At 44.5% G+C, this 26,287-nt stretch carries 28 protein-coding genes; 14 read left to right on the top strand and 14 right to left on the bottom strand.

Features of this window, described 5'->3' with window-relative positions:
• Positions 1-118: 118 nt before the first annotated feature.
• The 6 genes from BLV90_RS15290 to BLV90_RS15265 form a co-directional block, all read right to left on the bottom strand.
• Positions 119-1,081, bottom strand: coding sequence for an ornithine cyclodeaminase family protein (locus BLV90_RS15290; RefSeq protein ID WP_091742910.1), 963 nt, complete (start codon positions 1,079-1,081; stop codon positions 119-121).
• 25 nt (positions 1,082-1,106) lie between these two features.
• Positions 1,107-1,556: an NUDIX hydrolase gene (locus BLV90_RS15285; protein ID WP_091742908.1), complete on the bottom strand. Its 450-nt coding sequence runs from the start codon at positions 1,554-1,556 to the stop codon at positions 1,107-1,109.
• A gap of 149 nt (positions 1,557-1,705) precedes the next feature.
• On the bottom strand, positions 1,706-2,359 hold the full coding sequence (locus BLV90_RS15280; RefSeq protein ID WP_091742906.1) for an amino acid ABC transporter permease: 654 nt from the start codon (positions 2,357-2,359) through the stop codon (positions 1,706-1,708).
• 20 nt (positions 2,360-2,379) lie between these two features.
• Complete coding sequence (locus BLV90_RS15275; RefSeq protein WP_091742904.1) at positions 2,380-3,033, bottom strand: amino acid ABC transporter permease; 654 nt, start codon at positions 3,031-3,033, stop codon at positions 2,380-2,382.
• 90 nt (positions 3,034-3,123) lie between these two features.
• Positions 3,124-3,963 carry a transporter substrate-binding domain-containing protein gene (locus BLV90_RS15270; protein ID WP_091742902.1) on the bottom strand — a complete coding sequence of 280 codons (840 nt, stop codon included), beginning with the start codon at positions 3,961-3,963 and terminating at the stop codon, positions 3,124-3,126.
• Positions 3,964-3,987: 24 nt separating this feature from the next.
• Positions 3,988-4,716, bottom strand: a complete 729-nt coding sequence (locus BLV90_RS15265; protein ID WP_091742900.1) for an amino acid ABC transporter ATP-binding protein — start codon at positions 4,714-4,716, stop codon at positions 3,988-3,990.
• A 378-nt stretch (positions 4,717-5,094) separates the two neighbouring features.
• Between BLV90_RS15265 and bcaP (BLV90_RS15260) the strand changes: the two genes are divergently transcribed.
• The 3 genes from bcaP (BLV90_RS15260) (at position 5,095) to bcaP (BLV90_RS15250) (ending at position 10,161) form a co-directional block, all read left to right on the top strand.
• Entirely contained in the window at positions 5,095-6,531 is a 1,437-nt protein-coding gene (gene bcaP / locus BLV90_RS15260; RefSeq protein ID WP_245726393.1) for a branched-chain amino acid transporter BcaP, read from the top strand.
• A 383-nt stretch (positions 6,532-6,914) separates the two neighbouring features.
• Positions 6,915-8,345, top strand: coding sequence for a branched-chain amino acid transporter BcaP (bcaP, locus tag BLV90_RS15255; RefSeq protein WP_245726392.1), 1,431 nt, complete (start codon positions 6,915-6,917; stop codon positions 8,343-8,345).
• Between the two features lie 385 nt (positions 8,346-8,730).
• Positions 8,731-10,161, top strand: a complete 1,431-nt coding sequence (gene bcaP / locus BLV90_RS15250) for a branched-chain amino acid transporter BcaP (protein ID WP_245726391.1) — start codon at positions 8,731-8,733, stop codon at positions 10,159-10,161.
• 86 nt (positions 10,162-10,247) lie between these two features.
• Here bcaP (BLV90_RS15250) and BLV90_RS15245 read toward each other — a convergent pair whose 3' ends face one another.
• Positions 10,248-11,276: a M23 family metallopeptidase gene (locus BLV90_RS15245; RefSeq protein ID WP_091742898.1), complete on the bottom strand. Its 1,029-nt coding sequence runs from the start codon at positions 11,274-11,276 to the stop codon at positions 10,248-10,250.
• Between the two features lie 219 nt (positions 11,277-11,495).
• On the opposite strand from BLV90_RS15245, the gene lipA reads away from it, so the two are divergent.
• Both lipA and BLV90_RS15235 read left to right on the top strand, forming a co-directional pair.
• Positions 11,496-12,431 carry a lipoyl synthase gene (gene lipA / locus BLV90_RS15240; protein ID WP_091742914.1) on the top strand — a complete coding sequence of 312 codons (936 nt, stop codon included), beginning with the start codon at positions 11,496-11,498 and terminating at the stop codon, positions 12,429-12,431.
• A 161-nt stretch (positions 12,432-12,592) separates the two neighbouring features.
• Positions 12,593-12,946 carry a YutD family protein gene (locus BLV90_RS15235; RefSeq protein ID WP_091742896.1) on the top strand — a complete coding sequence of 118 codons (354 nt, stop codon included), beginning with the start codon at positions 12,593-12,595 and terminating at the stop codon, positions 12,944-12,946.
• Positions 12,947-12,994: 48 nt separating this feature from the next.
• Here BLV90_RS15235 and BLV90_RS15230 read toward each other — a convergent pair whose 3' ends face one another.
• From BLV90_RS15230 to BLV90_RS15205, 6 genes are all read right to left on the bottom strand, one after another.
• Positions 12,995-13,267 (bottom strand): hypothetical protein, encoded by a 273-nt coding sequence (locus BLV90_RS15230; RefSeq protein WP_091742894.1) that lies wholly within the window; start codon positions 13,265-13,267, stop codon positions 12,995-12,997.
• 59 nt (positions 13,268-13,326) lie between these two features.
• Complete coding sequence (locus tag BLV90_RS15225) at positions 13,327-13,599, bottom strand: DUF3055 domain-containing protein (protein ID WP_091742892.1); 273 nt, start codon at positions 13,597-13,599, stop codon at positions 13,327-13,329.
• A 96-nt stretch (positions 13,600-13,695) separates the two neighbouring features.
• Positions 13,696-14,346, bottom strand: coding sequence for a MerR family transcriptional regulator (locus tag BLV90_RS15220; RefSeq protein ID WP_091742890.1), 651 nt, complete (start codon positions 14,344-14,346; stop codon positions 13,696-13,698).
• 179 nt (positions 14,347-14,525) lie between these two features.
• Positions 14,526-15,605 carry an acyltransferase family protein gene (locus BLV90_RS15215; RefSeq protein WP_091742888.1) on the bottom strand — a complete coding sequence of 360 codons (1,080 nt, stop codon included), beginning with the start codon at positions 15,603-15,605 and terminating at the stop codon, positions 14,526-14,528.
• A gap of 285 nt (positions 15,606-15,890) precedes the next feature.
• On the bottom strand, positions 15,891-16,226 hold the full coding sequence (locus BLV90_RS15210) for a spore coat protein (RefSeq protein WP_091742886.1): 336 nt from the start codon (positions 16,224-16,226) through the stop codon (positions 15,891-15,893).
• A 12-nt stretch (positions 16,227-16,238) separates the two neighbouring features.
• A complete protein-coding gene (locus BLV90_RS15205; RefSeq protein ID WP_177168117.1) occupies positions 16,239-16,490 on the bottom strand; it encodes a hypothetical protein in 252 nt (83 codons plus the stop codon).
• A 142-nt stretch (positions 16,491-16,632) separates the two neighbouring features.
• On the opposite strand from BLV90_RS15205, the gene BLV90_RS15200 reads away from it, so the two are divergent.
• The 5 genes from BLV90_RS15200 (at position 16,633) to BLV90_RS15180 (ending at position 20,701) form a co-directional block, all read left to right on the top strand.
• Positions 16,633-17,100: a DUF86 domain-containing protein gene (locus BLV90_RS15200; RefSeq protein ID WP_091742884.1), complete on the top strand. Its 468-nt coding sequence runs from the start codon at positions 16,633-16,635 to the stop codon at positions 17,098-17,100.
• 71 nt (positions 17,101-17,171) lie between these two features.
• Positions 17,172-17,912, top strand: coding sequence for a class I SAM-dependent methyltransferase (locus BLV90_RS15195; protein WP_091742882.1), 741 nt, complete (start codon positions 17,172-17,174; stop codon positions 17,910-17,912).
• Positions 17,909-18,688: a TIGR01457 family HAD-type hydrolase gene (locus BLV90_RS15190; protein WP_091742880.1), complete on the top strand. Its 780-nt coding sequence runs from the start codon at positions 17,909-17,911 to the stop codon at positions 18,686-18,688. The genes BLV90_RS15195 and BLV90_RS15190 overlap by 4 nt, the downstream gene beginning before the upstream one ends.
• Before the next feature lie 23 nt (positions 18,689-18,711).
• Positions 18,712-19,671: an MBL fold metallo-hydrolase gene (locus tag BLV90_RS15185; protein ID WP_091742878.1), complete on the top strand. Its 960-nt coding sequence runs from the start codon at positions 18,712-18,714 to the stop codon at positions 19,669-19,671.
• 103 nt (positions 19,672-19,774) lie between these two features.
• Positions 19,775-20,701 (top strand): DUF1028 domain-containing protein, encoded by a 927-nt coding sequence (locus tag BLV90_RS15180; RefSeq protein ID WP_245726389.1) that lies wholly within the window; start codon positions 19,775-19,777, stop codon positions 20,699-20,701.
• 81 nt (positions 20,702-20,782) lie between these two features.
• Here the strand turns inward: BLV90_RS15180 and BLV90_RS15175 are convergent, their stop codons facing one another.
• The gene (locus BLV90_RS15175) at positions 20,783-21,361 is read right to left on the bottom strand and encodes a phosphatidylglycerophosphatase A family protein (protein WP_091742875.1); all 579 of its coding nucleotides are present in this window, start codon (positions 21,359-21,361) and stop codon (positions 20,783-20,785) included.
• A gap of 125 nt (positions 21,362-21,486) precedes the next feature.
• Here BLV90_RS15175 and BLV90_RS15170 point away from each other — a divergent pair, with 125 nt between their 5' ends.
• The 4 genes from BLV90_RS15170 (at position 21,487) to BLV90_RS15155 (ending at position 26,153) form a co-directional block, all read left to right on the top strand.
• Positions 21,487-22,272, top strand: a complete 786-nt coding sequence (locus BLV90_RS15170; RefSeq protein ID WP_091742873.1) for an SDR family oxidoreductase — start codon at positions 21,487-21,489, stop codon at positions 22,270-22,272.
• A 127-nt stretch (positions 22,273-22,399) separates the two neighbouring features.
• Positions 22,400-23,485 carry a phosphotransferase gene (locus BLV90_RS15165; protein ID WP_091742871.1) on the top strand — a complete coding sequence of 362 codons (1,086 nt, stop codon included), beginning with the start codon at positions 22,400-22,402 and terminating at the stop codon, positions 23,483-23,485.
• 386 nt (positions 23,486-23,871) lie between these two features.
• Positions 23,872-25,506, top strand: coding sequence for a sensor histidine kinase (locus BLV90_RS15160; protein WP_091742869.1), 1,635 nt, complete (start codon positions 23,872-23,874; stop codon positions 25,504-25,506).
• Positions 25,503-26,153: a response regulator gene (locus tag BLV90_RS15155; protein ID WP_091742867.1), complete on the top strand. Its 651-nt coding sequence runs from the start codon at positions 25,503-25,505 to the stop codon at positions 26,151-26,153. Before BLV90_RS15160 ends, BLV90_RS15155 begins: the two co-directional genes overlap by 4 nt.
• The last annotated feature ends 134 nt before the right edge of the window (positions 26,154-26,287 follow it).

The raw sequence follows: 26,287 nt of genomic DNA, 5'->3' as shown, positions 1-26,287 counted from the left end.
TGGAACAGGGTCAGCTAAAACAAAACCTCATATAGGCTTGGAATAAGCCTTCGTGGAGAATACGACGTTGGTCGATTCAATGAAGCGAGAAGCTCTGCCATTTCTAATGGCGAGTTGTTCACAAAGTGATGTTCCTATATTTGTTTTTATTGTCTATAGCCTTCTGATAAACGGACCAAGCAGCTACTAGGTCTTGAAAAGCTAAACCCACTGATGAAAAAATAGTAATTTCGCTTTCTTGGGTTCGTCCGGGGTGCCTACCAGCTAAAACATCCCCTAGCTCAGCATCTATAGTGGAAGAATGGGATTGATGATTAAATAATGCACCTGATTTTAAGGTTAATTCTCTATCATCGCAAATAAACAAAGAATTTCTTATTAAATCAATATCTAATTCGTTTTTGTTTGGTTCATCTGAACCTAGACTAGTAATATGTGTTCCTGGACTAATGGTATTAGCAAAAATAAATGGCTTTTTTGACCAAGTTGCTGTCATAATAATCGATGAAGATGAAAGAGCCTTAGTTAAAGATTTGGTAACAATTAAAGGGATTCCTATTTCTTCGGTCATAGTATCAGTAAAAGTTTGAGCTTGACGGTGGTTCGTATCATAGACAAATACTTGCTTGATCTTACGAAATTTTGTTATGTATCTAAGTTGGTATACTCCTTGTACTCCCGCTCCAATAATGGTTAATGTATCAGCTGAAGGATTAGCAAGATGATGAGTTGCAAGAGCAGCTGTTAATCCTGTTCTGACAGCCGTTAAATAAGTAGAGTCCATGATTGCTAAGAGCTCCCCTGTTTTTAAATCATGTAAAAGAAGAACCCCTTTAATAGAAGGTGGATAATTAGGGTGTTTAGCATGAACTTTTACCGTATAAACGGGTAGAGTTGGAGTATATCCCGGGAATAAAACAACTGAACTATTCAAAGAGTCAGGTAATGAAGAACGGTGTTTCTGTACAGGTATCGTTCGCTCTAATGAGTGTTTTATAAATGCGTTTTTTAATAATGGCAGTAAATGATCTACATCAAGAAGTTGTTTAACTTCCATCTTTGATAGAAGAAGCGTAGGCATCGAATCATTCCTTTTTGAATAAGTTTTAATAATTTTTTTCTAAAAAATTTAAGACATGTTTAACTGCAATATGTTGATTAGCTGCTAGATTGCAAACAGTGTGAAGTTTTTTCCAGTAGTAGTTGAATTGCAGACCGCTGTCCTTTCCCGACGAATTAACTGTGTGAGACCATTTATTTTTTTTAGAGGAAGTAATAAGAACGAAAAAATGTCTCTCCTGACATTCTTTTTTTATGTCATGATAAAATTTTTCTGTCAATATTTCGGTTAGCACAGTTAAATCTTCTAAACCGGATTCTTCTCTGATTTCACGTAATAATGCAGCAGACAAATCATCTTCAAAATCTTCAACGGTACCCCCAGGGATTTGAATACCAGCTTCCGGAATAGCCGCATGCTCAAATAATAATAATTCCCAATTATTATTATTTTTTCTAACTATGTAACCCAGAACTTTTTTTGATAGTTGATTCATAGGTAATCCTCCATTGCGGTTTTATATCCATAATAATAGAGAAGAATGGTGGGAACTAAAGTTGCTTTAGCTCCCACCATTCTTCTCTATTATTATTTCTAATCGAAGCCTGTTCCGTTTATTTTATCTGCAGTTTTGTCGGAAGTAGTTCACCCAACGAGCTTTTTCTCTAGTCGACGGCTAGCCAAAGAGAGGGAATAGTTGACGATAAAGTAAAGGCAAGCAACGATAAGTAAGATCGGAATGGTAGCATTGAAATGTTTATTGTAGATGATCTGGGCATTATGGGTCATCTCTGGTAGGCTAATCACCACAGCGAGGGATGTGTCTTTGATTAAGCTGATAAATTGACTAACCATCGGTGGAATAGTCCGTTTGAGCCCCAGGGGAAGTACGAGGAAGCGAAGGGTTTGGATATAGGTGAAGCCTTGGGCTCGGGATGCTTCAATCAATCCTTTATCAACGGAGTTTAAACCACTACGAACAATCTCAGCAACTAAAGCGGAGGTGAAGAGAGTCATACTGATGATCACTGACATCGTTACCGGTAACTTTATTCCCCATTCTCGTAATCCGAAGTAACCAAAGAAGATAACAAGAAGGAGGGGGAGATTCCGGATCATTTCGATATAAAGCGTAGCAAGGTGAGATAAGATCGGGATTTTTGTATACCGACAAACACCCAGGATGATTCCAATTACAAAACTGAGTAGAATGGCGAAGAAAGCAATCTTTAATGTGACAAGAAACCCCTGAAACAGAAAAGATAGATTGGTTGGATCGAAGGCACTATTAAAATCCATGAGTTCTATTCCCCCTTCAGTTAAGAATGACGGGCTAGCCGGCGTTCCAGTAGGTTCACCCCAAAGCTTAGGGGAAGTGTAATCACTAAATAGAGTAGAGCAACGAAGATGTAAGTCATGTTGATTTCAAAGGTTTGTGAGCTAACTGCATCTGCGGCATAGAGCAAATCCCCACCTGCGATGATTGCCAACACAGAGGAGTTTTTTACTAGGTTGACGCATTGATTACCGAGTGGTGGGATGACGATTTTAAAAGCTTGGGGAAGGATGATATACCTCATCGATTGAAAATAGGTCATCCCAGAGGAACGAGAAGCTTCCATTTGCCCTTTGGAGACGGACTGAATTCCTGCCCGAAAAGCTTCAGCGATAAATGCCCCCGTGTAGATGGATAGCCCAATCGCCCCTGCACTAAATTCAGATATGTTCCATCCTAGACTAGGTAATCCCATCGCAAAGAAGAATACTTGAATTACTAGGGGGGTATTACGGAAAAATTCCACATAAACGGTACCGATCCATTCCAATGGCTTAACTTGAGATAATCGGCAACAAGCGATGATGGTGCCGATGGCGAGACTGAGGACAAGAGCTAGCAGGCTAGCGGATAGGGTAGTGAGAAAACCATCGATAAACTCTTGTTTATAGGCGGCTAATAGAGAAAAACTTCCCATGAAGGCTCACCTCTTTTATCATGATGAAAAGGATGAATAACAAAAGGGAGATGATGGCTAACGCCCCATCTCCCGTGTCAAATGAATCCCTTACTTTTTGAGAACTTTTTGGACGGCTTCCTCAGGAATATCCTTGGGAGGGGATTTCTTGAACCATTTTATGTAAAGTTTTTTGTAGGTTCCATCTTTTTTGATATCCTTGAGGAATTTGTTGACGTAAGTAGTCATCTCTTTGTTCCCCTTTGCTAGACCGAGACCATAGGGTTCTTGGGTGAAGTAACCACCAACGATTTTAAACTCTTTTGGAGCCTGGCTTTGCATGCCCATCAAGATACTATCATCGGTGGTGACTGCATCACCTTTCCCGCTTTTCAGTGCGGTAAAGGAATCTGCATAGTTTTCATACTCTTTTAATTTAATGCTAGGATCCAATTTCTTTAGGACAAGACCACTAGTCGCTCCTTTGGCTGTCATCACAACCTTGCCTCTTAAATCTTTGATTCCTTTGATGTTAGAGCTTTTTTTGACGAGGAGGGATTGACCAGCCATAAAGTAGACATGAGAGAAGTTGAGCTGTTGTTTACGTTCTTCCGTGATGGTCATGGTAGAGGCTACGATGTCTACGTCACCATTTTCTAGGAGAGGAATACGAGTTTTTGAGGTTACTTCCTTCAATTCTAGTTTCTTTTCACTACCTAATAATCGTTTGGCCAACTCTTTCATCATGTCGATTTCAAATCCCTTAACCTTCCCGTCAGAGGGGTCTTTAAAGCCGAATAGATTGACATCATATCGTACACCGGCGACCAATTTTCCTCGTTTTTTCACAGCATCCAGCGAACTGTTTTTCGCAGCCTCGTTATCCCCACAAGCTGTAAGGGTAAAGGCAAGCATGATAACTAGCAGGATAGATAGCCATTTTTTACTCATCTACAGGTTCCCCCTTCTCTTAAGTTAGTGTTTAAGGACACGGCTGAGAAAACGCCGGGTTCTTTCCTCTTTGGGATTTTGGAAGAATTCTGCAGGGGAGTTTTCTTCCAAAATCATTCCTTCGTCCATAAAAATCACTCGATCCGCAACTTCGCGGGCGAAGCCCATCTCATGGGTAACGACAACCATCGTCATTCCTTCCTGAGCAAGGTCACGCATCACATCGAGCACCTCACCAATCATCTCTGGATCTAACGCAGAGGTGGGTTCATCAAAGAGCATAATTTTCGGTTTCATCGCTAAGCCACGTGCGATGGCAACTCGCTGTTGTTGTCCCCCGGAAAGTTGAGCAGGGTATGCACTTGCTTTTTCAGGGATGCCAACTTTAGTTAAATACTGTTGGGCTTGCTCTGTCGCTTCAGCTAGTGGGATATTGCGAACTTGTCGTGGGGCCAAGGAGATATTTTCGAGCGCAGTTTTGTGGGGGTAGAGATTGAAGTGTTGAAAGACCATCCCGATGTCCTGGCGCAGGCGGTTGATGTTTGCTCGAGGATCGGTCAGGTCGGTATCATTTACAGATAATTTTCCTTCTGAAACCGCTTCCAATCGATTGATACAACGGAGCAGAGTACTCTTACCCGAGCCACTGGGCCCAATGATAACTACGACTTCACCAGAGCGGATCGTCAGATTGATGTTTTTTAATACCTGGAATTCTCCGAAAAATTTGTTAACTTGCTCAAATTGAATCAAGTGATCCCCTCCCCGGCATATATATCGGATAATGGCATAGATTATGCGAATTCTCTAAAGTATGCCTAGTCTGTTAATTGTCCAATATCTTTACTATACTTGCTTCACTATTTTATGTCAAACTTACATTAATTTATGATTTGTACGGTTTGGGAAGAATATATGCATGGCATTGAGAACTTATACATATAGTTAGACAGGCAGGATTTATTCTTTAAATGCCGAATAGTAGTTCAATGCTCTTTGTGGGAAGGTGGTGAGGGTAAAAGAATAAAGCACTCAATGGGATGGACAGCCCACCCGAAGTAAAGATGTCCAATGTATCAGAATTTATTTAAAATTTTTAATACTGTTATTTTTTCTCAAGGGGGAGTCATGATGGGTCAACCGATGGAACGATTGCCTGGAAGTAAAAAAAGCGGACTATTTCGTAAAAAAAGCGTTGTTGATTTGATTGCTAGCACAAAAAAGGGAAACACGCTTCGCAAAGAGCTGACTAGCTTTGACCTTACCCTGTTGGGGATCGGAGCGATCATTGGGACCGGTGTTTTTGTCCTAACGGGTGAAGGTGCGTTAATGGCTGGACCCGGGTTGGTCCTTTCCTTTATCCTAGCAGGTCTCGCTTGTGCGTTCTCAGCTTTCGCTTATGCGGAGTTTTCCTCCACAGTGCCCGTCGCAGGGTCCGCATACACCTATAGTTATGCTACGCTGGGTGAATTCCTCGCCTGGATTATTGGCTGGGATCTCATCTTGGAATATATGTTATGTGTAAGTGCGGTATCGGCCGGGTGGTCCGGTTACTTTAAAGCGCTATTGGCAGGGTTTGGTATTGATATTCCTGTTGCTTTGTCCTCTGCACCTGGTGGGATTGAGGGCACAACAACGTTCTTTAACCTACCGGCTTTCATGATTGTGATGGTGCTTACCGCCTTGATATCCTTAGGCGTAAAACAATCCAAGCGGGTTAATAACATTATGGTTATCCTTAAGGTTTTGGTGGTACTTGCGGTGATCGGTGTGGGCGCATTTTATGTTAAGCCGGACAACTGGACGCCATTTCTACCCGAAGGCTTCTCCGGTGTATCCCAAGCAGCGGCGCTTGTTTTCTTCGCCTTTATTGGTTTTGACGCGGTATCTTCTGCCGCCGAAGAAACACGTAATCCAAGTAAAGACCTTCCACGGGGGATTCTCTACTCTTTAGGAATTTGCACGATTTTCTATGTTTTAATTAACCTTGTCTTGATGGGGATCGTACCATTTAAGGATTTTGCTGGTCATACGGATAGCCCTGTTGCTTATGCGATGAGTGTAGTTGGTCAGGATTGGTTTGTCGGAGTGGTGAGTGTAGGTGCCATTCTTGGCATGACGACGGTGATGCTGGTCATGCTCTATGGCCAGACACGGATCGTATACTCCATGTCTCGGGATGGGCTAGTTCCTAGTTTCTTCTCGAAGGTTCATGAGAAATTCCGCACACCCTTTGGTTCTACGTGGGTGGTGGGGATAGCCTCTGCTTTACTCGGTGGTTTCGTAACACTCGGTGAACTGGCTAACTTGGTTAACTTAGGAACGCTGGCCGCCTTTGTGATGATTTCTATCGCCGTGATTGTACTTCGTAAAACCCAACCGGACTTGGAACGTAAATTCCGTTGCCCAGGGGTTCCTTACATTCCAGCTTTAGCTGTGATCTTCTGTGTTTATCTGATGAGTCAACTGAAGTGGGAGACATGGGCTCGGTTCTTTATTTGGTTGGGCATTGGTTTAGTCCTGTACTTCGTCTATGCACGTAAGCATTCTAAATTGAACGAAGAGTAAAAGTTACTATAGAGAAGGACCCCCATGCAAACGGACCCTACAACTGCAAGTAAACACATGAAAGCTCGCCACAAAAATAAACAACCTGAACTCGGTAATTACCGGAGTCAGGTTGTTTATTTTTGAAAACCTTCGTAGCTATAGAAGTGGATGTAAGTAACCAAAAGAAATGAAAACATTTACATATAGCTAGACAGGAAGGATTTATTCCCTAAATACCGAAGGGTTGTTTTAATGCTTTTCCTGGGAAGGTGGTGAGGATAAAAGAATGAAATTGAGCTGAACGCAATGGAATGGGTAAGCCCACTCGTAGTAAAATGCCGATGTACCAGGAATTTATTTAACATTTATAATTGGCATTTTTCCTGAAGGGGGGAGTCATGATGGGTCAACCAATGGAACATGGAAATAAACAGAGCGGACTATTTCGTAAAAAAAGCGTTGTGGATATGATTGCTAGCACAAAAAAGGGAGACACGCTGCGCAAGGAACTGACTAGCTTTGATCTCACCCTGTTGGGGATCGGAGCGATCATAGGGACCGGTGTTTTTGTCCTAACAGGTGAAGGTGCGATAATGGCTGGACCGGGGTTGATCATTTCTTTTATCCTAGCAGGTCTCGCTTGTGCGTTCTCAGCCTTTGCTTATGCGGAGTTTTCCTCCACGGTGCCCGTCACAGGCTCCGCATACACCTATAGCTATGCTACGCTGGGTGAATTTCTCGCCTGGATTATCGGCTGGGATCTCATCTTGGAATATATGTTAAGTTTGAGTGGGGTATCGGCCGGGTGGTCCGGTTACTTTAGAACACTATTGGCAGGGTTTGGTATTGATATCCCTGTTGCTTTGTCCTCTGCACCTGGTGGGATTGAGGGCACAACCACTTTCTTTAATCTACCGGCTTTCATGATTGTGATGGCGCTGACCGTCTTGATATCCTTAGGCGTAAAACAATCCAAGCGAGTTAATAACATTATGGTTATCCTTAAGGTATTGGTTGTACTTGCGGTGATCGGTGTGGGCGCATTTTATGTCAAGCCGGATAACTGGACGCCATTTCTACCCGAAGGCTTCTCCGGTGTATCCCAAGCAGCGGCACTTGTTTTCTTTGCCTTTCTTGGTTTTGACTCGGTATGTTCTGCCGCCGAAGAAACGCGTAATCCGAGGAAAGACCTTCCGCGGGGGATTCTCTACTCGTTAGGAATTTGCACGATCCTCTATATTTTGATTAACCTTGTCTTGATGGGGATCGTACCGTTTAAGGATTTTGCTGGTCACACGGATAGCCCTGTTGCTTATGCGATGAGTGTTGCAGGTCAGGATTGGTTCGTCGGAGTGGTGAGTGTAGGTGCCATTCTTGGCATGACGACGGTGATGCTGGTCATGCTCTATGGCCAGACACGGATCATATACGCCATGTCCCGGGATGGGCTACTTCCTAGTTTCTTCTCCAAGGTTCATGAGAAATACCGCACACCCTTTGGTTCTACGTGGGTGGTGGGGATAGCCTCTGCTTTACTAGGTGGTTTTGTACCACTCGGTGAGTTGGCTAAGTTGGTTAACTTAGGAACGTTGGCCGCCTTTGTGATGATTTCTATCGCAGTGGTTGTGCTACGAAAAACCCAACCGGAATTGGAACGTAAATTCCGTTGCCCAGGGGTACCTTACATTCCAGCTTTAGCTGTGATCTTCTGTGTCTATCTGATGAGTCAACTGAAGTGGGAGACATGGGCTCGGTTCCTTACTTGGCTGGGTATTGGTTTTGTTCTGTACTTCGTCTATGCACGTAAGCATTCTAAATTGAACGAAGAGTAGGGAACCCTATGTAAACGGATCCTATAACTGCAAGCAAACACATGAAAACTAGCCACAAAATTAACAACCTGAACTCGGTAATTACCGGAATCAGGTTGTTTACGCTTTGAAAACCTTCGTAGCTATAGAAATAGATGGTTTGATCAACTGTATCGAAGTAGAGGCACTCATACTTGTAATGACCATTATAATGGAAACATTTACATATAGATAACAGGCAGGATTTATCCCCGTAATACCGAAGGTTGTTTTAATGGCTTTTCATGGAAAGGTGGTGAGGGAACTGAATGAATTCAATTGGTAGCCCACTCGTAGTAAAATGCCCGATGTATCAGAATTTATCTAACATTTATAATTGGCATTTTTCCTTAAGGGGGGAGTCATGATGGGTCAACCAATGGAAGGTGGAAATAAACAGAGCGGTTTATTTCGTAAAAAAAGCATTACGGATATGATTGCTAGCACAAAAAAGGGAAACACGCTACGCAAGGAGCTGACTAGCTTTGACCTCACCCTGTTGGGGATTGGAGCGATCATAGGGACCGGTGTTTTTGTCCTAACGGGTGAAGGTGCGTTAATGGCTGGACCGGGGTTGATCCTTTCCTTTATCTTAGCAGGTCTGGCTTGTGCGTTCTCAGCCTTTGCTTATGCGGAGTTTTCCTCCACGGTGCCCGTCTCAGGCTCCGCATACACCTATAGTTATGCTACGCTGGGTGAATTCCTCGCCTGGATTATCGGCTGGGATCTCATCTTGGAATATATGTTAGCTGTGAGTGGGGTATCGGCCGGGTGGTCCGGTTACTTTAAAGCGCTATTGGCAGGGTTTGGTATTGATATCCCTGTTGCTTTGTCCTCTGCACCTGGTGGGATTGAGGGCACAACCACGTTTTTTAATCTACCGGCTTTCATGATTGTGATGGCGCTTACCGCCTTGATATCCCTAGGCGTAAAACAATCCAAGCGGGTTAATAATATTTTGGTTATCCTTAAGGTTTTGGTTGTACTTGCGGTGATCGGTGTGGGAGTATTCTATGTCAAGCCGGATAACTGGACGCCATTTCTACCCGAAGGCTTCTCCGGTGTATCTCAAGCAGCAGCACTCGTTTTCTTCGCCTTTATTGGTTTTGACGCGGTGTCTTCTGCCGCGGAAGAAACGCGTAATCCGAGTAAAGATCTTCCGCGGGGGATTCTTTACTCGTTAGGTGTTTGTTTGATTCTCTATATTTTGATTAACCTTGTCTTGATGGGGATCGTACCGTTTAAGGATTTTGCTGGTCATACGGATAGCCCTGTTGCTTATGCGATGAGTGTAGCTGGTCAGGATTGGTTCGCCGGATTGGTCAGTATAGGTGCCATTCTTGGGATCACAACGGTGATGCTGGTCATGCTCTATGGCCAGACTCGGATCGTATACGCCATGTCCCGGGATGGGTTACTTCCTAGTTTCTTTTCAAAGGTTCATAAGAAATTTCGTACCCCTTTCAGTTCTACTTGGGTGGTGGGGACAGCCTCTGCTTTACTCGGTGGTTTTGTACCACTCGGTGAACTAGCTAGCTTGGTTAACTTAGGAACCTTAGCCGCCTTTGTGATGATTTCTATCGCCGTGGTTGTGCTACGAAAAACCCAACCGGACTTGGAACGTAAATTCCGTTGCCCAGGGGTTCCTTATATTCCGGCATTAGCTGTGATCTTCTGTGTCTATCTGATGAGTCAACTGAAGTGGGAGACATGGGCTCGGTTCCTTATTTGGTTGGGTATTGGTTTAGTCCTGTACTTCGTCTATGCACGTAAGCATTCTAAATTAAATGAAGAGTAATTTCTATGATCTAAGCCGAAAGTAAGCCGAATTAAAGATACAACAGAGAAGGAACCCTTGTAAAAACAGGAGGTTCCTTCTTCATCTTATCCGTGACTACGACGATGTCTTTGTCTAGCATGTAATTTTCTCCACGCTTTTCTTTCCCAGACCTTTAGATAGGGGTAAGGGTCAAAGGAGAAAGTGTTGCGACCGTTAAACTTATACATTCCGTAATGTAAGTGTGGAGGGAACTTGCCAGAGGTACCTGGGGGACCATAACCAGATGATCCTACATATCCAAGCACGTCGCCTGGTTTGACTACACTCCCTTGCTTAATCCCTTTTTTAAAGGAACTGAGATGAGCGTAGTAGTGATAATTATTTTGTCCATCGCGAATTCCCATCCGCCAGCCGCCAAATCGATTCCAACCCATTAGTTCAACATAACCATAACTGGTGGAGAGAACAGGGGTGCCATAATCAGCAAAAATATCCGTTCCTTCATGGATTCGTAGTCCCCCGAATCCCCGCCGGTCTCCCCAGGTATCATGATAGGTGTACTTTGAACGTAGTGGCATGATAAAGGAACGTTCGTTTAATTTTATCGTATGAAAAACGGTGTAAATTTTAGCCAAGTGTGTGATGACATCGACAGCAACAGGGTGTTGGTAATAATCCCATAAACCGATCCGGATATCATCACGTGTAACTCCTCGTTCTCGTAAATAGTGTGTCATGGAGTAAAGAATATCGAGGGGATTTTGTGAATCTGCCTTTTTATCTCCATCCCCATCCATCCCCATACCTCCAAAAAAATGAATTGAGGCAGGAGTAGTGTCCTTTTGATCCGGGTTGAGAGTACCACACCATTTATCCGAAGGAATTGTGATGGATATCAGACCATTACTTTGATGGAAATCCCTTCGCGAGCGTTGTACATTACGTTCATATTGATCGATCGCTGCGAGATACACCCATGGAATCCCTGTTAAAGTTTCCATCTTTTCGAGGAGGCGTTGCCGTTCGATGATATTCTTTTTGGTAGCATGTTTGGATTCTCCGTACGTGGCGGAGGGAATTAAACCAGTAAATAAGGTACAGATAATGAGCCAAGTGAGGATTTTTTTCCTCATCCATCCACCACCGCTTTCTTGTTAAGTCGATAGTAGTTTGTGACGATAGAGGCTGCTTCTTTCATGATAAAAATGGTAATAAGAGGATGGTAGTTGATTTGACAAATTTTTCTCACAATATCCACAACCAACCTGTGGATAAGTGTGCGAATCAAAGAGAGAGAATTATGGAAATGTTGAACTTCTAGGTTGGAAGGCTTATTCCAGATTTTTTGTGGTATGATAAAGGAATCAGTGAATGGAGTAGTAAAAGGAGGAATCAAGTTGCCTTACGAACATAAAAGAAAGCCGGAATGGCTTAAAACCAAATTAAATGTCAACAATAATTATCGTGAATTGAAGAAGATGATGCGCGGTAAAACTCTACATACAGTTTGTGAAGAGGCGAAATGTCCCAATATCCATGAATGTTGGGCCGTTCATCGGACCGCCACTTTCATGATTCTAGGAGATATTTGTACACGGGCTTGTCGGTTCTGTGCAGTAAAAACGGGGTTACCTACCGAATTAGATTGGCAAGAGCCTGAACGAGTAGCAGAAGCGGTAGAACAGATGAAACTGAAGCATACGGTTGTTACCTCTGTGGCACGGGATGACTTAGCTGATGGAGGGGCGGCTATCTTTGCGGCGACGATTCAGGCCATTCGGAAGCGGAATCCCTTTACGAGTGTAGAGGTATTGATCCCTGACTTTCAAGGTAATTGGGATGCACTGAAAACGGTGATGGATGAGCGTCCTGATATTTTGAATCATAATCTGGAGACGGTACGGAGCCGTTCAGATCGTGTTCGCTCGAAGGCGAAATATGAGCGTACCCTTGAGCTATTGCGTCGAGCAAAAGAAATGCAACCAGACATCCCTACAAAATCAAGCATTATGATTGGTGTAGGAGAGGACTGGAATGAAATACTTGAAACCATGGACGACCTGCGCGAAGTGGATTGTAACATTATGACTATCGGGCAATATTTGCAACCAACCAAAAAGCACTTAAACATCGATAAGTACTACACGCCTAAGGAGTTTGTTAAGTTACGAAAAGAAGGGTTTACTCGTGGGTTTGACCATGTAGAGTCAGGGCCTCTTGTTCGTAGCTCTTATCATGCTCATGAGCAAGTAAAGTCGGCACAACAATCAACCGCAGCAGCTCAATGATAAAAACAGCCTCGGTTCTAGCGGACGAGGCTGTTTTTATCAAAAAACTCTTTCCATGGATGATCATCACTGGAAATAATGGTGATGAGAAGGTTTTTTCATTGAACTTACCGAATACGGGATAGAACCATTGTTGAGATCAAAATGCAGAGGTTGTGCCCATGAGCCAAGTGGAGATCCAGGGAATTAGCTACGAGTTGGTAAAAAACCATAAGAATGGCTGGAATCCTGAAGCATTTAACAAGCGTTATAGTGAAGTCCTTGGAAAATACGATTACATTGTTGGAGATTGGGGCTATGGACAGCTCCGGTTGAAAGGATTTTTCGCGGATAAACATCCACGAGCTACTCGTGAAACACGGATCACTCATTTCGAAGAATATCTCCATGAGTATTGTAACTTCGGATGTGCCTACTTTATGTTGCGTCGTGTAAACAATGCGAGTCAGAGCCCTCGTGAGAAGAAGGGTAGGCCAAGAGAGCGCAAAATGTCTCGCTCTGGTGGTCAGCCATAGTCAAAGAGCCCTAAAGGTTGAATTCAACCTTTAGGGCTCTTTTTATGTTCATTGTGAATCGGAATGAGTCTCTTCGTTTCGGTCAGGGTCATCATGGGTAGGGTGGCTTCCAGGCATCTGGCGCGGAATACCCTCATGGAAGCGGCGCATTTCATAGGTGAATTGCGGTGCGGCATGTTGGGTAGGTAGCCAAGGAGATTGTTTTCCTAGAGTCGCTTCATTGATACTGGAGCCAAATGAACCCTCAGGGAATTCCTCAGGAAAGACATCATTGCGTTGGGATTCAACGGTTCCCACATCCGTATATTTCTTTTTCGTCATGTTCAATCACCCCGTCGTTATCCTCCCACGAAAGTGGAGAGATTATGACGGAGTGATGGTTAAAACAAGGATAAGATAAACTCTTTTAACTCCTCGGCTTCTTCCTCACTGATGTTGTAGACATGTTCTAAGTATCCGGGCTCCTTTAGATCATCGTTACCAATGATTGCAAACCGATTGGATTGGATATTGAAGACCAATAATTTTCCGTAGAATTGGCTTGTTACCGTAATTCCAAGATCAAACCGGCATGCTTGTCCCACAAAACTAACAAATCGCGTACGGGTATCTTCAGATTCATCGTATAAAAAAAAGAGGTCCTCGTTGGACATGTGGTATTACCCCTTTGTGCAACGTTTCCCTCTATTATAACCTATTAGATAGCGATAGGTGAGTTCTGTTCAAATGGGATGTGTGGGATGTGATGATTAAAATATACCAAGGAATCGAGTACGTTTTTGTCGGCGTGGGGTAATAGCGTTTTCAGACGTAGCAGAGGCTAGCCGATGGGTGAAGGTGGCATTACGCAGTTCGACGCGAAGTTGTTCTTGACGTTTACTGATCTCGTCCACCATTTGTTGAACCGTGGTGGCAGGAATCATGCTTTGCTGTGGGTGGGTGGTAATTTTGGTTTCCATTTGTTCCATTACATCAAACATGGTGAAGACATGATCTTCAAGGTGATCCAGGCGAGCAAAGACGGTTTCCATCATTTCACCGATTTCATCAAGACTTCCGATGATGCGATGGACAGGGGTTTCACTTCCAAAAGGCATCTTTGGTACATCTTCTGCTTTCTCCGTGGGGCTACTTTCCGAAACGACGCGTTCCACCTCCCATTTGCCTTCTTTCATCAAGTCCTGGCGGATTTGTCGCATCGTTTTGTTGGGTTCTTGCAAACGTTGCTGAATATCCGACAGCCGACGGAAGCCCTCTTCTGAGAGCTTATAGTGGCCTCGTTCATTTGCCTCGGGAGCGATGTACTCTTCAAAGGAGTCGATCCATTTTCGGACCGTCCGTGCATGGACGTGGAGGCGTTGGGCGGCCTCCCGGGTGGATATGCGCGCCTCTTCGGTCATAAAAATACGACCTCCCCAGAATTTGGTGTTACACAAGTATTTTCGGGGAGGCCTAACGGAATCCTTCCTGCCCGACAAAGGATGTCATTGTGTGACAAACAAAGAGTCTGATTGACAAAATGAAATTTCGAAGATAAAGAAGAAAAGAGCTTGGGTATAACCAAGCTCTTTTCCTTAAGTTATCCGAGAACATTATTTAGTTTTTGTTTCTCGCTTTTTTTTCTAAAAAGCCATTGAACTTTTGGTTGTACGAGAGGTTGTGCGCAACTCTGCACAAAACGTGAGGAGAGGAGTAATGTGACCACAACTGAGATAATTGTTACGATGATATAAAGAGCGGGTCCAGTAAATTTGTCATCAATGTTAGCGGCATTATAGGCTTTAATAATAAAGCCATGGAGTAGATAGACATACAGCGAGCGACTCCCCATTCTACTGAAAAAGGTTTTTTTCCGGGGGGTAAGGGCAAGGACAAACATCGAGGCGAGCAGGGCGAGTCCGATGAAGCTAAGTCGGATGATTCCTGCATACCACTCAGGACGATTTAAACCTTCATATGGGTAGACGAAATATAGCCACTTGCGAAAATCAAGGTCGATAGAACTGTGAAATACAAGGTACCAATACATCAGGATCAGTAAAGCTAACCCAATCACAGAGAGAACTTGCTTCCATCTAGTAAAAAGAAAGTCAAAGTGGTGTCGTTGTAAATAATAGCCTGTAAGGAAGAAAGGAAAGAATGAAATAGTGCGAGAAAGGCTAAGCAACTTATCAGCATCGTCAATATATCCGATGATGATGGCAAGCAAATAGGCTGTAATTAGGGGATATTTTAAGTTGATAAAATAAGGTAACATTAATCGCCATAGAAAGAGGCTAAACAGAAACCACATGATCCAATAGGGTTCAAGAATCGATAAATCAATGGAATCAGTGCTGTTCACATAGTGATCGAAGACAGAATACAAGACTTCAAAAATAATATAAGGAATGAGAACCGTAGCAATTAATTTTTTTGCTTGCCCTTCTCGGTTGAAATTTTTCGCAAAAAACCCTGTCACAAGGATCATTAATGGCATGTGAAAGGTGTAAATCGCGAGGTAGACCGACTTCACAATTGGACTTTCATCGATCAAAGGGCGATAGGCATGTCCGAGAACCACTAGTACAATGAGGATGAATTTCAAGTTGTCAAAGTAATAATCTCGTGGTTTGGGCGTTGATGTTGGCGTTGGTCCTGTCTGTTCACCTAAATTCATAATTGGACAAGCACCCCCTTGCTACAGAGTCTAGATAACATTTCTAGAAACGATTCGTTCAATCGTCAATAATAATCGGCTCCATGGTAACATACCATTCGATGGTCGTCCATAAACATTTGGAGGGAAATGGATTAGTATATATGAACTAGTACACCGCTCTCTACTCACTTCACTTCCCGTAACAACAAAGGTTTAAAATGGATAATTTTAACATGTCATACTGATTCCATAAGAAAAGGAACCGGGGAGATCCCCGGTTCCTTTTCTTATGGATGCTCCGACTCAATAGGGAAATTGGGTGGAGTAATTGCTAAATTGTTGGAAAGTGGTTGTTACCTGTTGCATTGCTACTGGCTCCGTCTTGTACCAACCCTTGGAATGCATCATATTGAAGAGATCGCGCTGGCAATTGTGCAGGTTAGTGAGGATATTCATCTGAGTTTGATACAACCGATCATTGCTCGCTTCATTCGTCCCAATGTTGTAACCTACCGTCAAGTTTTTCACCGTGGATAATACATCGTTAAGTCGGTCTCGATCATTCATCTCAGGACCTTTCACTTGGGGAAGCCCTGTGGATGCCTGGGGTGTGCCTTGGGGTGGATATTGCTGTTGCATGGAAATTCCTCCTTATTGGGGCGTTGTGTTACTCGGTCCAGTCATTCCTTGGGAAGGCATCGCTGCACTGCCAACGCCATTGGGGTCCAAGTGGGTGAGAAGTTGTTGGTAGTGTTGTTGGTGCATTTGTCCCACTTGGTCAATAAATTGTTTTAGCTGTGGGTCAATACACTCTTGGGAGTAGTGAAAGCATTTTTTAAAGGCAAGTAACTCCCAAGACAATTCGTCCTTTAGATAATTTAAGTCTTTGCTGGTTAATTGCACAGGAAATCCTCCCTTTCTATTTGCTCACTTAACATTGTGTGGAGTTTCTCGGATTCTATTCATGGACAGATATAGAGAAAAGGGCGCATACTAAGGTTAAGATACGTAAGGAGATGAACTTTTTTGTTAGGAGAGGTGCACAATGTTTTACGAAGTAGATACGCAGCGAATCGATAAGCAATTGGTTTACTTGGCCCGTTGTTCAAATGTGTTGGAGGCTACGAAGATTCCTATGGATGAGCAAGATGAGATAGCATTTTTTGCGGTATCCAGAGCCTTACATATAGCGATAGAATGTGTGATTGATGCAGGAGATGCCTTGATCGATGGCTTTATTATGCGAGATCCTGGGGGATACTCGGATATCATCGATATATTAGAGGACGAAAAGGTGATTCCGCAGGAGGGAGCGATCCGTTTAAAGGAATTGATTCGGGTGCGGGAGCGGTTGGTACGTCGTTATGTCGAGATAGATATAAGGGAGTTGAGTCAAGAATTAAAAGGGGTAGCGGTCTTTGGCAAGTGTGTAACATGGATACGATCCTATCTACAACAAGAACTTGGTGCAGGGTATGTTTCCAACAAGGGTGGATTAAATGTTGAGAAATAATGAAAGTATTTTCTTTGTTATAATGAAATGAAAGGAAATAGATTGGGAAATGGACAGGAGGAAAAAGATAGATGTCTTGGTATGAGGAGAGTTTTGGAGAGGACTATTTATTAGTCTATCGCCATCGGGATAATTCCCACGCAGAACAAGAAGTGCACGAAGTTGCAAAGTGGCTGGATCTAGGAGAGGGAACTTCTGTTTTGGATCTTTGCTGTGGGACTGGGCGTCATTCCCGTTCCCTTGCAAGGTTAGGATGTCAAGTGACAGGAATAGATTTGTCGGAAGTACTATTATCCCATGCACAGTCTTCTAAGGAGGAGCTGGGCATTCGCTATGTTCGGGGAGATATGAGAGAACTTCCCTTTACGGACCAGTCCTTTGATGCTGTGGTTAATTTATTTACCTCTTTTGGTTACTTTGTCGAGGATGAAGAGAACGCAAAGGTGCTGAAAGAAATCCAGCGCGTGATCAAGCCTGGAGGTCGTTTTCTCATCGACTTTCTTAACCGGGAAGCGGTGAAAAAGAATCTGATCCCACAAAGTGAACGAATGGATGGAGATATACGGATTCTGGAGGAACGTTGGATTGATGGCGATTTTGTTTGTAAAACAATCATCTTGACTAAGGAACATGGTGAGAAGAAGGTATACCAGGAACGTGTAAAAATGTACTCTCTTGAGCAGATGGAAGCGATGATCGATGCTTCAGGACTTCAAATTGATCGAGTTTCAGGAGATTTTAAAGGGAGTCCTTACTCAAAGGATCATAGTCAACGGATGATTTTCACAGGAAGGGTGCCAACATCAACATGAATAAGAACTATCGCTACCAGGGGTATCTGATCGACCTGGATGGAACCTTATTTCGAGGAAAGAAAGTAATTGCAGAGGGGTTAGAGTTTGTGCGTGGGATTGAGGAGCGTGGTCTTTCGCTGATCTATCTTACGAACAACTCTACTCGTCGACCAGAGCAAGTGGCCGAGAAGTTGCGTCACTTCGGTTATCCTGCTCAGTCGGAACAAATCGTAACCTCTGCGTTTGCTGCTGCTCAAACCTTGGTGGAGACCTTTGGTGAGCGACCTTCGGTTTATGCAATTGGTGAGGAAGGGTTACTTCACGCCCTGTCCGAGATCGGATGTCGGGTTACATCAGATCATCCAGATGCGGTAGTGGTCGGTCTTGATCGAGAATTCTCCTATGAAAAAATGAAGAGGGCTGTCCTGGCTATCCAGAATGGGGCACGATTTTTTGGAACCAATGGCGATCGCGTACTACCTACGGAAGAGGGGCTACTGCCAGGGAGTGGCTCCCTTGCTACAGCGGTAGCGACAGCAGTAGGGATGGAGCCGATTTGGATTGGAAAGCCACAACGGCCGATTGTAGATGTGGCAATGGCGCGGCTCGGTTGTTCCAGGGAGGAGACACTGATTGTCGGAGATAACGTCATGACTGATATTTTAGCGGGTGAGACATGTGGGATTGATTCATTATTCGTCACTACCGGTGTGACTACACTTGAGGAGTATGAAGCAGGAAATATATCGGCTACTTATGTGCTAAATAGTCTAGCTTCGTGGCAATTTATCTAAGGCCATTGAGAAGGAGGATTCCGATGAACCGTTGGGATGATATCTATGAAGTTTCTCTACCACTACCTTTTGCATTAAAGGCGATCAAATCCTATGTCATACGGGGAAGTAATGGCTTTACACTGATTGATACGGGATTAAGTTATTGGCAAGCCCACGAGGCATGGGAGAAAGCCAGGCAAGAAATTGGCTTTGATTGGACGGATGTAGAAAAGATCGTACTTACCCATTATCATCCGGATCATTACGGCATGGCTGGCATGTTGCAAGAACGTTGCCAGGCTCCTGTATTAATGACGGAGACCGATTACAACCAAGCAGCACTCTTTTTTGGTCGAGAGAGTGATCAACCGGATCGAATGGCACGTTTTTATGGGGAGCATGGGCTACCTGAAGAGTGGACCAAACAAATACCTGCACATCTACGAGGTTTTACTAAGTGGGTGGAACCTCACCCAGAACCTACTTTTATCCAAGCTGGAGAGACGATACAATTGGGAGATTATTCCTATGAGATCCTGCATACACCCGGCCATGCGGATGGCCATGTAAGTTTCTATGATCCTGCGCGTCGTCTTCTCATTGGTGGTGATTTCCTTTTGCCAAAAATCACACCAAACATCAGCTTATGGCCAGAATGTGATCCGAATCCCCTTGACTCCTATTTAACAACATTAGATAAGATGAAGCCATTAGCGGTAGATCGTGTCTTCCCATCCCATGGACCTGTTTTTGAACATTACAGGGAACGCATTCAGGAATTGATGAAGCACCATGGTGAACGACTGGCTGAGATGAAAGAGTGGGTGACGCGGAAGCCACTGACTGCTACAGAGGTATGTTTCCGTATATTTGGTAAGAACTTATCTGTTCATAATTTGCGTTTTGCCTTATCAGAAACCTTGGCTCACCTTGAATATCTTCGCCAGAATGGGCAAATTCGGCGAGAGAGGAAGAGTGGACATTGGATCTATTTAACCTAATTCTGTCGGCTTTCCAGTAAGGAGAGGGGTTTTAATCACCTAGCAGGATCTTTTTCCTCCATTGGCTAATCCATAAGCGTGACAAAGAAAGGAGTGAAGTGCGATGAACAGGATGATGGATCATCACGGTCACCCAGTTGTTGCGACTTTCTCTATCATTGCTTTTGACGAAAAAGAACAAGAGTGGGGAGTTGCCGTACAATCGAAATTCCTAGCGGCTGGGGCTCTGGTCCCTTGGGCAATGGCGGAGACAGGTGCGCTTGCTACCCAAAGTTTCGCGAACACTTCTTTCGGCCCACGAGGGCTTCGCATGTTAGCAGATGGTAAGGAACCCGAAGCTGTTTTATGGGATTTGCTTGCGGATGATCCAGAGCGTCAGCTTCGTCAAGTGGGAATTGTGGATGCCAAGGGGCGTAGTGCTACATTTACGGGTTCCTCTTGTTTATCCTGGGCAGGAGGGATTGCTGAGCCAGGGTTTGCTTGTCAGGGAAATGTTCTGGCAGGAGAGGGTGTAATCGAGGGGATGGCTGATTACTTCCGTGCCTCCTCAAATGACAGCCCCCTGGCGGAACGCTTGGTTCGTGCCTTAGAGGTGGGACAAGAAGCTGGTGGAGATAAGCGGGGAATGCAATCGGCTTCTCTACTGGTGGTGAAAAAAGACGGGGGCTTTGGTGGTTGGAATGACCGCATGATTGATCTGCGCGTGGATGAGCATCATCGACCCATTGCCGAACTGAAGCGGATTTTAAGTCTGCACCGCCTCTATTTTCAACGTTCAAAGCCGGAGGATTTCCTTCCGTTAAAGGGGGACCATCTCGAAGAAGTGAAGGATTTACTCCGTCAAGCGGGGTATACTCCTGGAGCTGGGGAAGAATATGACGGGAAAACACGGGAAGCTCTGAAAACCTTTTACCTGCGGGAAAATTTTGATGATCGTTGGAAGAATGAACCCGTGGTTGATCGGCGCGTCTTGGAATATATGCGTCATTTTCAGGAAGAACAAGGGAAAAAGCCTGCCTTTGATCAGTGAGGGTGTTAGGGAAGCATATAAACATGGATGATCGACCTATAGTCGATCATCCATGTGAATTTCCACCCTGGCGATCTAATATTAATGGGGCTTCTGACCAAAGAAAAGAAAGTTATCATTAAAAGGTGTATGCATCACGGGGTTGGGAGCTTCTTGTTGGTGTTTGCGATTATGAGAAAGGCGAGCGGCTGCGGCTGCGGCGATTGCTCCAACGATGTCATCGAGGAAGGTATGGATATCGCTTCCTTGGTGATTGTTTAGTCGTGAGAGAATCAATGGTTTTACCCGATCAATATATCCAAAGTTCGTCATGCCGATACTACCGTATACATTAAGGATTGCCGTTGCTAATGTTTCATCAATCCCGTATAATCCTTCATCCCTGCGGATGATATCGAGTAGTGGTTCCTTGATCAACCGTTGTTCGGCGAGACGGTCCAATTGTATCCCAGTCATCACTGCATTTTGTACTTCCCGTTTCGTTAAGACTTGTTGGACATGTTCTAAACATTCACTTAGGGTAATATCGGGAAAGTAGGTATGTTGTAGAATATAGACTAATTCGGCTACAGCGTCTAAGGTAACGCCCCGTTCTTTTAACCAAGTGAGGGTAATGTGATGGATTTCATCTTCAGTCATTGGGGTAAAATCATTATTCATCATCGCTTCCTCCTGATCTGGTTGCATAGGATTATTGTTGCCGACTTGATAGGGAATATGACTGGATGGATTTAAAGGGTTACATTCATCAAACAAGAAATGGGGATTCATAAAGGAGGAAAATTATGTTGCGACAGGAGAGGGGGGTAGCCCTGATCCTAGGCAGCTCAAGGGGTCTTGGCAAAATGACCGCGAGGGTTCTAGCAGAGGCTGGATGGGATCTGGGGATTCATTGTAAGAAAAATGAGGAAGCGGCATTTGCACTGCAAAAGCAAGTCACTAAAGCAGGAAGGAGGGCTGCTATCTTTCGGGGTGATTTAAGTCGTCACGAAGAAACGGTTCGCGTTGTAACCGAGGCAGTCAACCATTTTGGTGGAGTGGATGTCCTTATCCATGCGGTGGGTCCGTTTATTCGCGAACGAAAACGTTTTACGGATTTACAAGGAGCAGAAATCGAATCGATGGTCGATGGTAATCTAAAGAGTGCATTATTTGCCAGTCACACAGCCCTTCCGGTGATGCGGGAGCGAGGAATGGGGAGGGTGATCTTTTTTGGTTTTGGTCGCGTCAATGAAGCCCCCGCTTGGCCGGATCGCTCCGCATATGCAGCGGCGAAGTCGGGGCTTGTTTCGCTTACCAAAACCCTTGCAGTAGAGGAAGCACCCTACGGGATTACGGTGAACATGGTTTGTCCTGGCGATATCATCGGGGATAATAAGGAAAAATGGATCAAAGATGTACAGGGAGAAAGGGATGCTGAAACCCCCCGTGGGCGCCCAGGTGTAGGTGAGGACGTGGCCCGGGTCGTTCGATTTCTGTGTGAGCCGGCGTCTGATTTTGTGACGGGAAATGTAATTAACGTAACCGGAGGTCTGGATGTGATTCATCCGGTCTCTAAAGCGAAGAACTAAAAAAAATCACACCAATGCAAACAGAGCCTCCTGCTCACCTGAACAGGAGGCTCTGTTTGCATTGCATAGGGAAAGAACTCCGTGCTTATACATAGATTACGATGACTAAAGAGGATGGGGGATCCACATGGCCGATGTGAAAAAGTTGAGTGAATGGACAGGGGAGCCACGGTTGCCTGAGGTTCTGCAACATCATTATGGATTACGGCTCAAGGAAGTAACTCCAGTAGGGGGAGTCCTTCAACTAAATACGGATCGCGGAGACTATGCCCTTAAACGAGTACGAGAAAGGGAGGAGCCTCGTTGGGTTCTCGTGCGTAAGCTTGCGCAACACCTTTCGGAGACAGGGGAGCAGAGAATTCAGGCACCTGTAAAAACAAAAAGAGGAACGTTTACCTTTGCAGGGTTACGCAATCGATATGTTCTTCTGCCTTGGATCGATGCCAAAGTGAAGGAATGGCATCGTGATTCTCGGTTGCCTAGGGTGGCCCTTTCCCTAGCGCGTTTTCATACGGATAGCCGGGGATTTACCCCCCCACACACGGCGACAACTCTTGTCCATGCTGGGAAGTGGAAGCGGATTTGGGGGGAGATGGAGAAAAGTCTAAACATGCTTAAAATGGCGGCGGATATGAGTGAGAAGATTACACCAGTAGATCAAGTATGGGTCAGGCACTGTTCCTTTGCCGAGGGAATGATGGAGAATGCTCAAAAATATTTAGATAAAATGGGTGGAGATGAAGCAGTGAAGGAATCCCGTAAAGGGGGCGAAGTTTGTCATTGTAACATTCATCGGCAAAATGTCCTTTGGGATAAGCAAGATCATGTGCACTTGATTGATTGGAATTGCGTCACAATGGATGTGCGCAGCCGTGATTTAGCGAGGCTGTGTCTGTATGCTTATGGACATACTGGGGATCTCAATGCTCCTATGGCCATATTGAAGGGGTATCAAGAAGTCGCTCCCTTGGAAGAAGAAGAGTATGGTTTGATTTACTCACAACTCCTCTTTCCCCACCGTTTAATACAAAGTTTACACAAAATCTATCGTGAACAACGGGTTCCCTCGGATCAAGCGAAGGGACATCTGTCCGCAACAGTGGATCTAGAGGAACGAAAACAAGCTTTATTACGGGATTTTCCTGAGCGGATTAAGGCGATCTTTGGTGTGAAAATTCCACAGGTGGACTGGTTGAAGGAGAAGCATCTGTAGTCGTCATCAACTACAGGTTTAGATCATAGGGTATTAAGGTATAACTGTAAAAGCTGATAATGAGCTGGTCGGAACGATCTGGTTTATTGTCGAGGTTTACAGGGGATGATCCTGCAAAATCCCCTGACCATATATAAATTTCATCATGGTGGTATCACCCCTTCAAGGTGCCGAAGGGTTTTTTTGTGCTTAAATCAAAGAAAATATGATCATATAGTGATGAACTTAAGTCGCAGGCAATAATTTGGGATGTTGCTCATTCATGGTTAGGTATCGGGATCGCTTGTAGCATATTTTTGTCTACTTGAAAGGTCTATGACTAAGGAGGCTTTTTTTGAATTTGAATTCGCTATAATGAAGGGAGAAAGAAGCGAGGTGAAGAAGGCATGGTCCAGGATGTACGGAATCAATATCAACAATGGGATACTCTGCGTAGGATTGCTGAGACATTAAATCAATCGGAGGATGTGCGGCCCCTATTACAGATGGTATTAAAGGAATTACTTCAGGTGACAGGGCTCAGTACAGGGTGGATATTTCTTGTAGAGGATGAACCAGAGTTTACAACCGTAGCCATGCATCACTTACCACCAGCACTTACCCAGGATCATGCACGACCGATGTGTCAAGGCAGGTGTTGGTGTCTGGATCGTGTGTGGGATGGAAGGCTACATAAGGCTGTTAATATCATGGGTTGTCAACGGTTGGATGATGCTGTGAAGTATCAATGGGGAGACACCTGGGGAATCACTCACCATGCGACAGTTCCCTTAACAGCAGGTGGTGAAATGATTGGCCTGCTTAATGTAGCTTCACCAGGAAAAGAAAACTTCTCAAATGAGGAGTTGGCTCTATTACAAGGGGTTGCCTATCAGATTGGTACAGCCGTAAAGAAAACATGGCTAGTTGAGGCTCAACAAAAACGAGCCGAGCGCTTTTCTCGACTGGATGAGGTAAGTCGACGGATATGGAGTTTTCGGAGTGAGGATGATTTATTGGAACAAGCTGTTCATCATTTAGCCGAAGAGTTTGACTGGCCATTCATCGCTTTGTGGCTGAGACAAGGGAATCGACTTCGGATAGATACCCAATCTCTTTTAAAAGAAGTATCTCAACCAGGAATCCTCTTTTCATTAGAATCCCTTGGGGTGATAGGGGAAGTATTTCATCAGCAAGAGGCTGAACTTTCTACTGAGGGGCTAGGAGAAATATCTTCGTTGTGGCCAGATTGTTCGGTTATGGCGGCGGCTCCTCTGTCGATGAGAGGAGAGACCTTTGGGGTTATTTCCATCGGAAGTGATCATCCGCGTAATCTGGATGCGAGTGATCTAGACGTATTAAAAGCTCTAGGTGAACACCTTTCGTTAGCGATGGAGAGTGGACGCTTGGAGGAGGAAAGAGAGCGTCTCCTGATCTCTGAAGAAAGAAATCGATTGGCTCGGGATCTACATGACTCCGTTAATCAGAAGCTCTTCTCCCTCTCCCTAAATGCACGGGCAGCGAAGGGAGTCTCTTTAGAGGAAAATAAAGTACTACAAGAGGCATTAGAAGATATTGAAACGCTCTCCCGAGAGGCTTTAAAGGAGATGCGCTCTTTAATTTGGCAATTGCGGCCGGCTGGTTTAGAGAATGGTGTTGTCTCTGCCCTTCATTGTTATGCCACTCGGCTTCGTATAAGCATGGAGGTTAATGTAGATGGAGTAGTTAGTCTTTCGCGAAGTGTAGAAGAGACCTTATGGCGGATTGGTCAGGAAGCTCTGAATAATGTAAGCCGTCACGCGGAGACAGATCGAGTTTTGCTCCATCTTTCAGTGAGAGAAGAGGATGTCTGTTTACAAATCAGGGATTATGGTCGGGGATTTTTTGGCCCGATTGAAAAGTTAGAAGGGGGCCTTGGTATCACTGGGATGAGAGAGCGTGCCCAATTATTGAATGGTACCTTCCGGGTAGAGAGTGAACAGGGAGTCGGTACGATGGTGGAAGTGATTCTACCCTATGGAAGTATAAGAAAAGGAGGATGACGGTGAGATTAGTATTAGTCGATGACCATCCCATGGTTTTGAAGGGGTTACGCCTTTTTTTACAGATGCAAGAGGATATGGAGATTGTGGGCGAAGCAAGTGATGGGAACGAGGCTCTAACGCTTGTGAAAGCATTAAAACCAGATGTCGTCTTGATGGATATAATGATGCCAGGTATGGATGGGATTGAAGCAACCCGAAGGATCCATGAGAGTTTACCTGAAGTAAAGGTTATCGTTTTAACGAGCTTTGTTGACCAGGACCATGTCCTCCCTGCTATTCGGGCAGGGGCAGTTGGTTATCAGTTAAAAGAGATTGAGGCAGATGAGTTGGCGGAGACCATCCGTGCTGCTTATCGAGGTATGACGCAGCTTCATCCTAAGGCGGCTGGTTTGTTAGTGAATCAATTTGTCACGGGAACGGGTGATACCCATACGGAGGATTTAACGGTCGAATCGTTAACCCGACGTGAACGTGAGGTACTGAAAGAGATAACAACAGGGAAGAGCAATAAAGAGATCGCTGCGGAGCTTGTTATCGCAGAAAAAACGGTAAAGACCCATGTAAGCAGTATCTTAGCGAAACTAGAGCTCTCGGATCGAACCCAAGCAGCTGTATATGCGATGAAAAAGGGTTGGTTTACCTAAAGTGAGGGTAGCGCTTTTGAGGAAAAAGAATCTGAGAACTTGGTATTGTCCCCTAAAGGTAGACAGTGAAAAAAGTCCATCTGTTAAGATGGACAAAAATCATTGTTTATTGGAGGGGGATTTTCTTATGGCTA

The sequence above is a fragment of the Marininema mesophilum genome, from assembly GCF_900106775.1.
GTDB classification, from domain to species: Bacteria; Bacillota; Bacilli; order Thermoactinomycetales; family DSM-45169; genus Marininema; species Marininema mesophilum.
The sequence above is the reverse complement of the archived record's forward strand: the minus strand, read 5'-3'. Positions and strand labels throughout refer to the sequence as shown.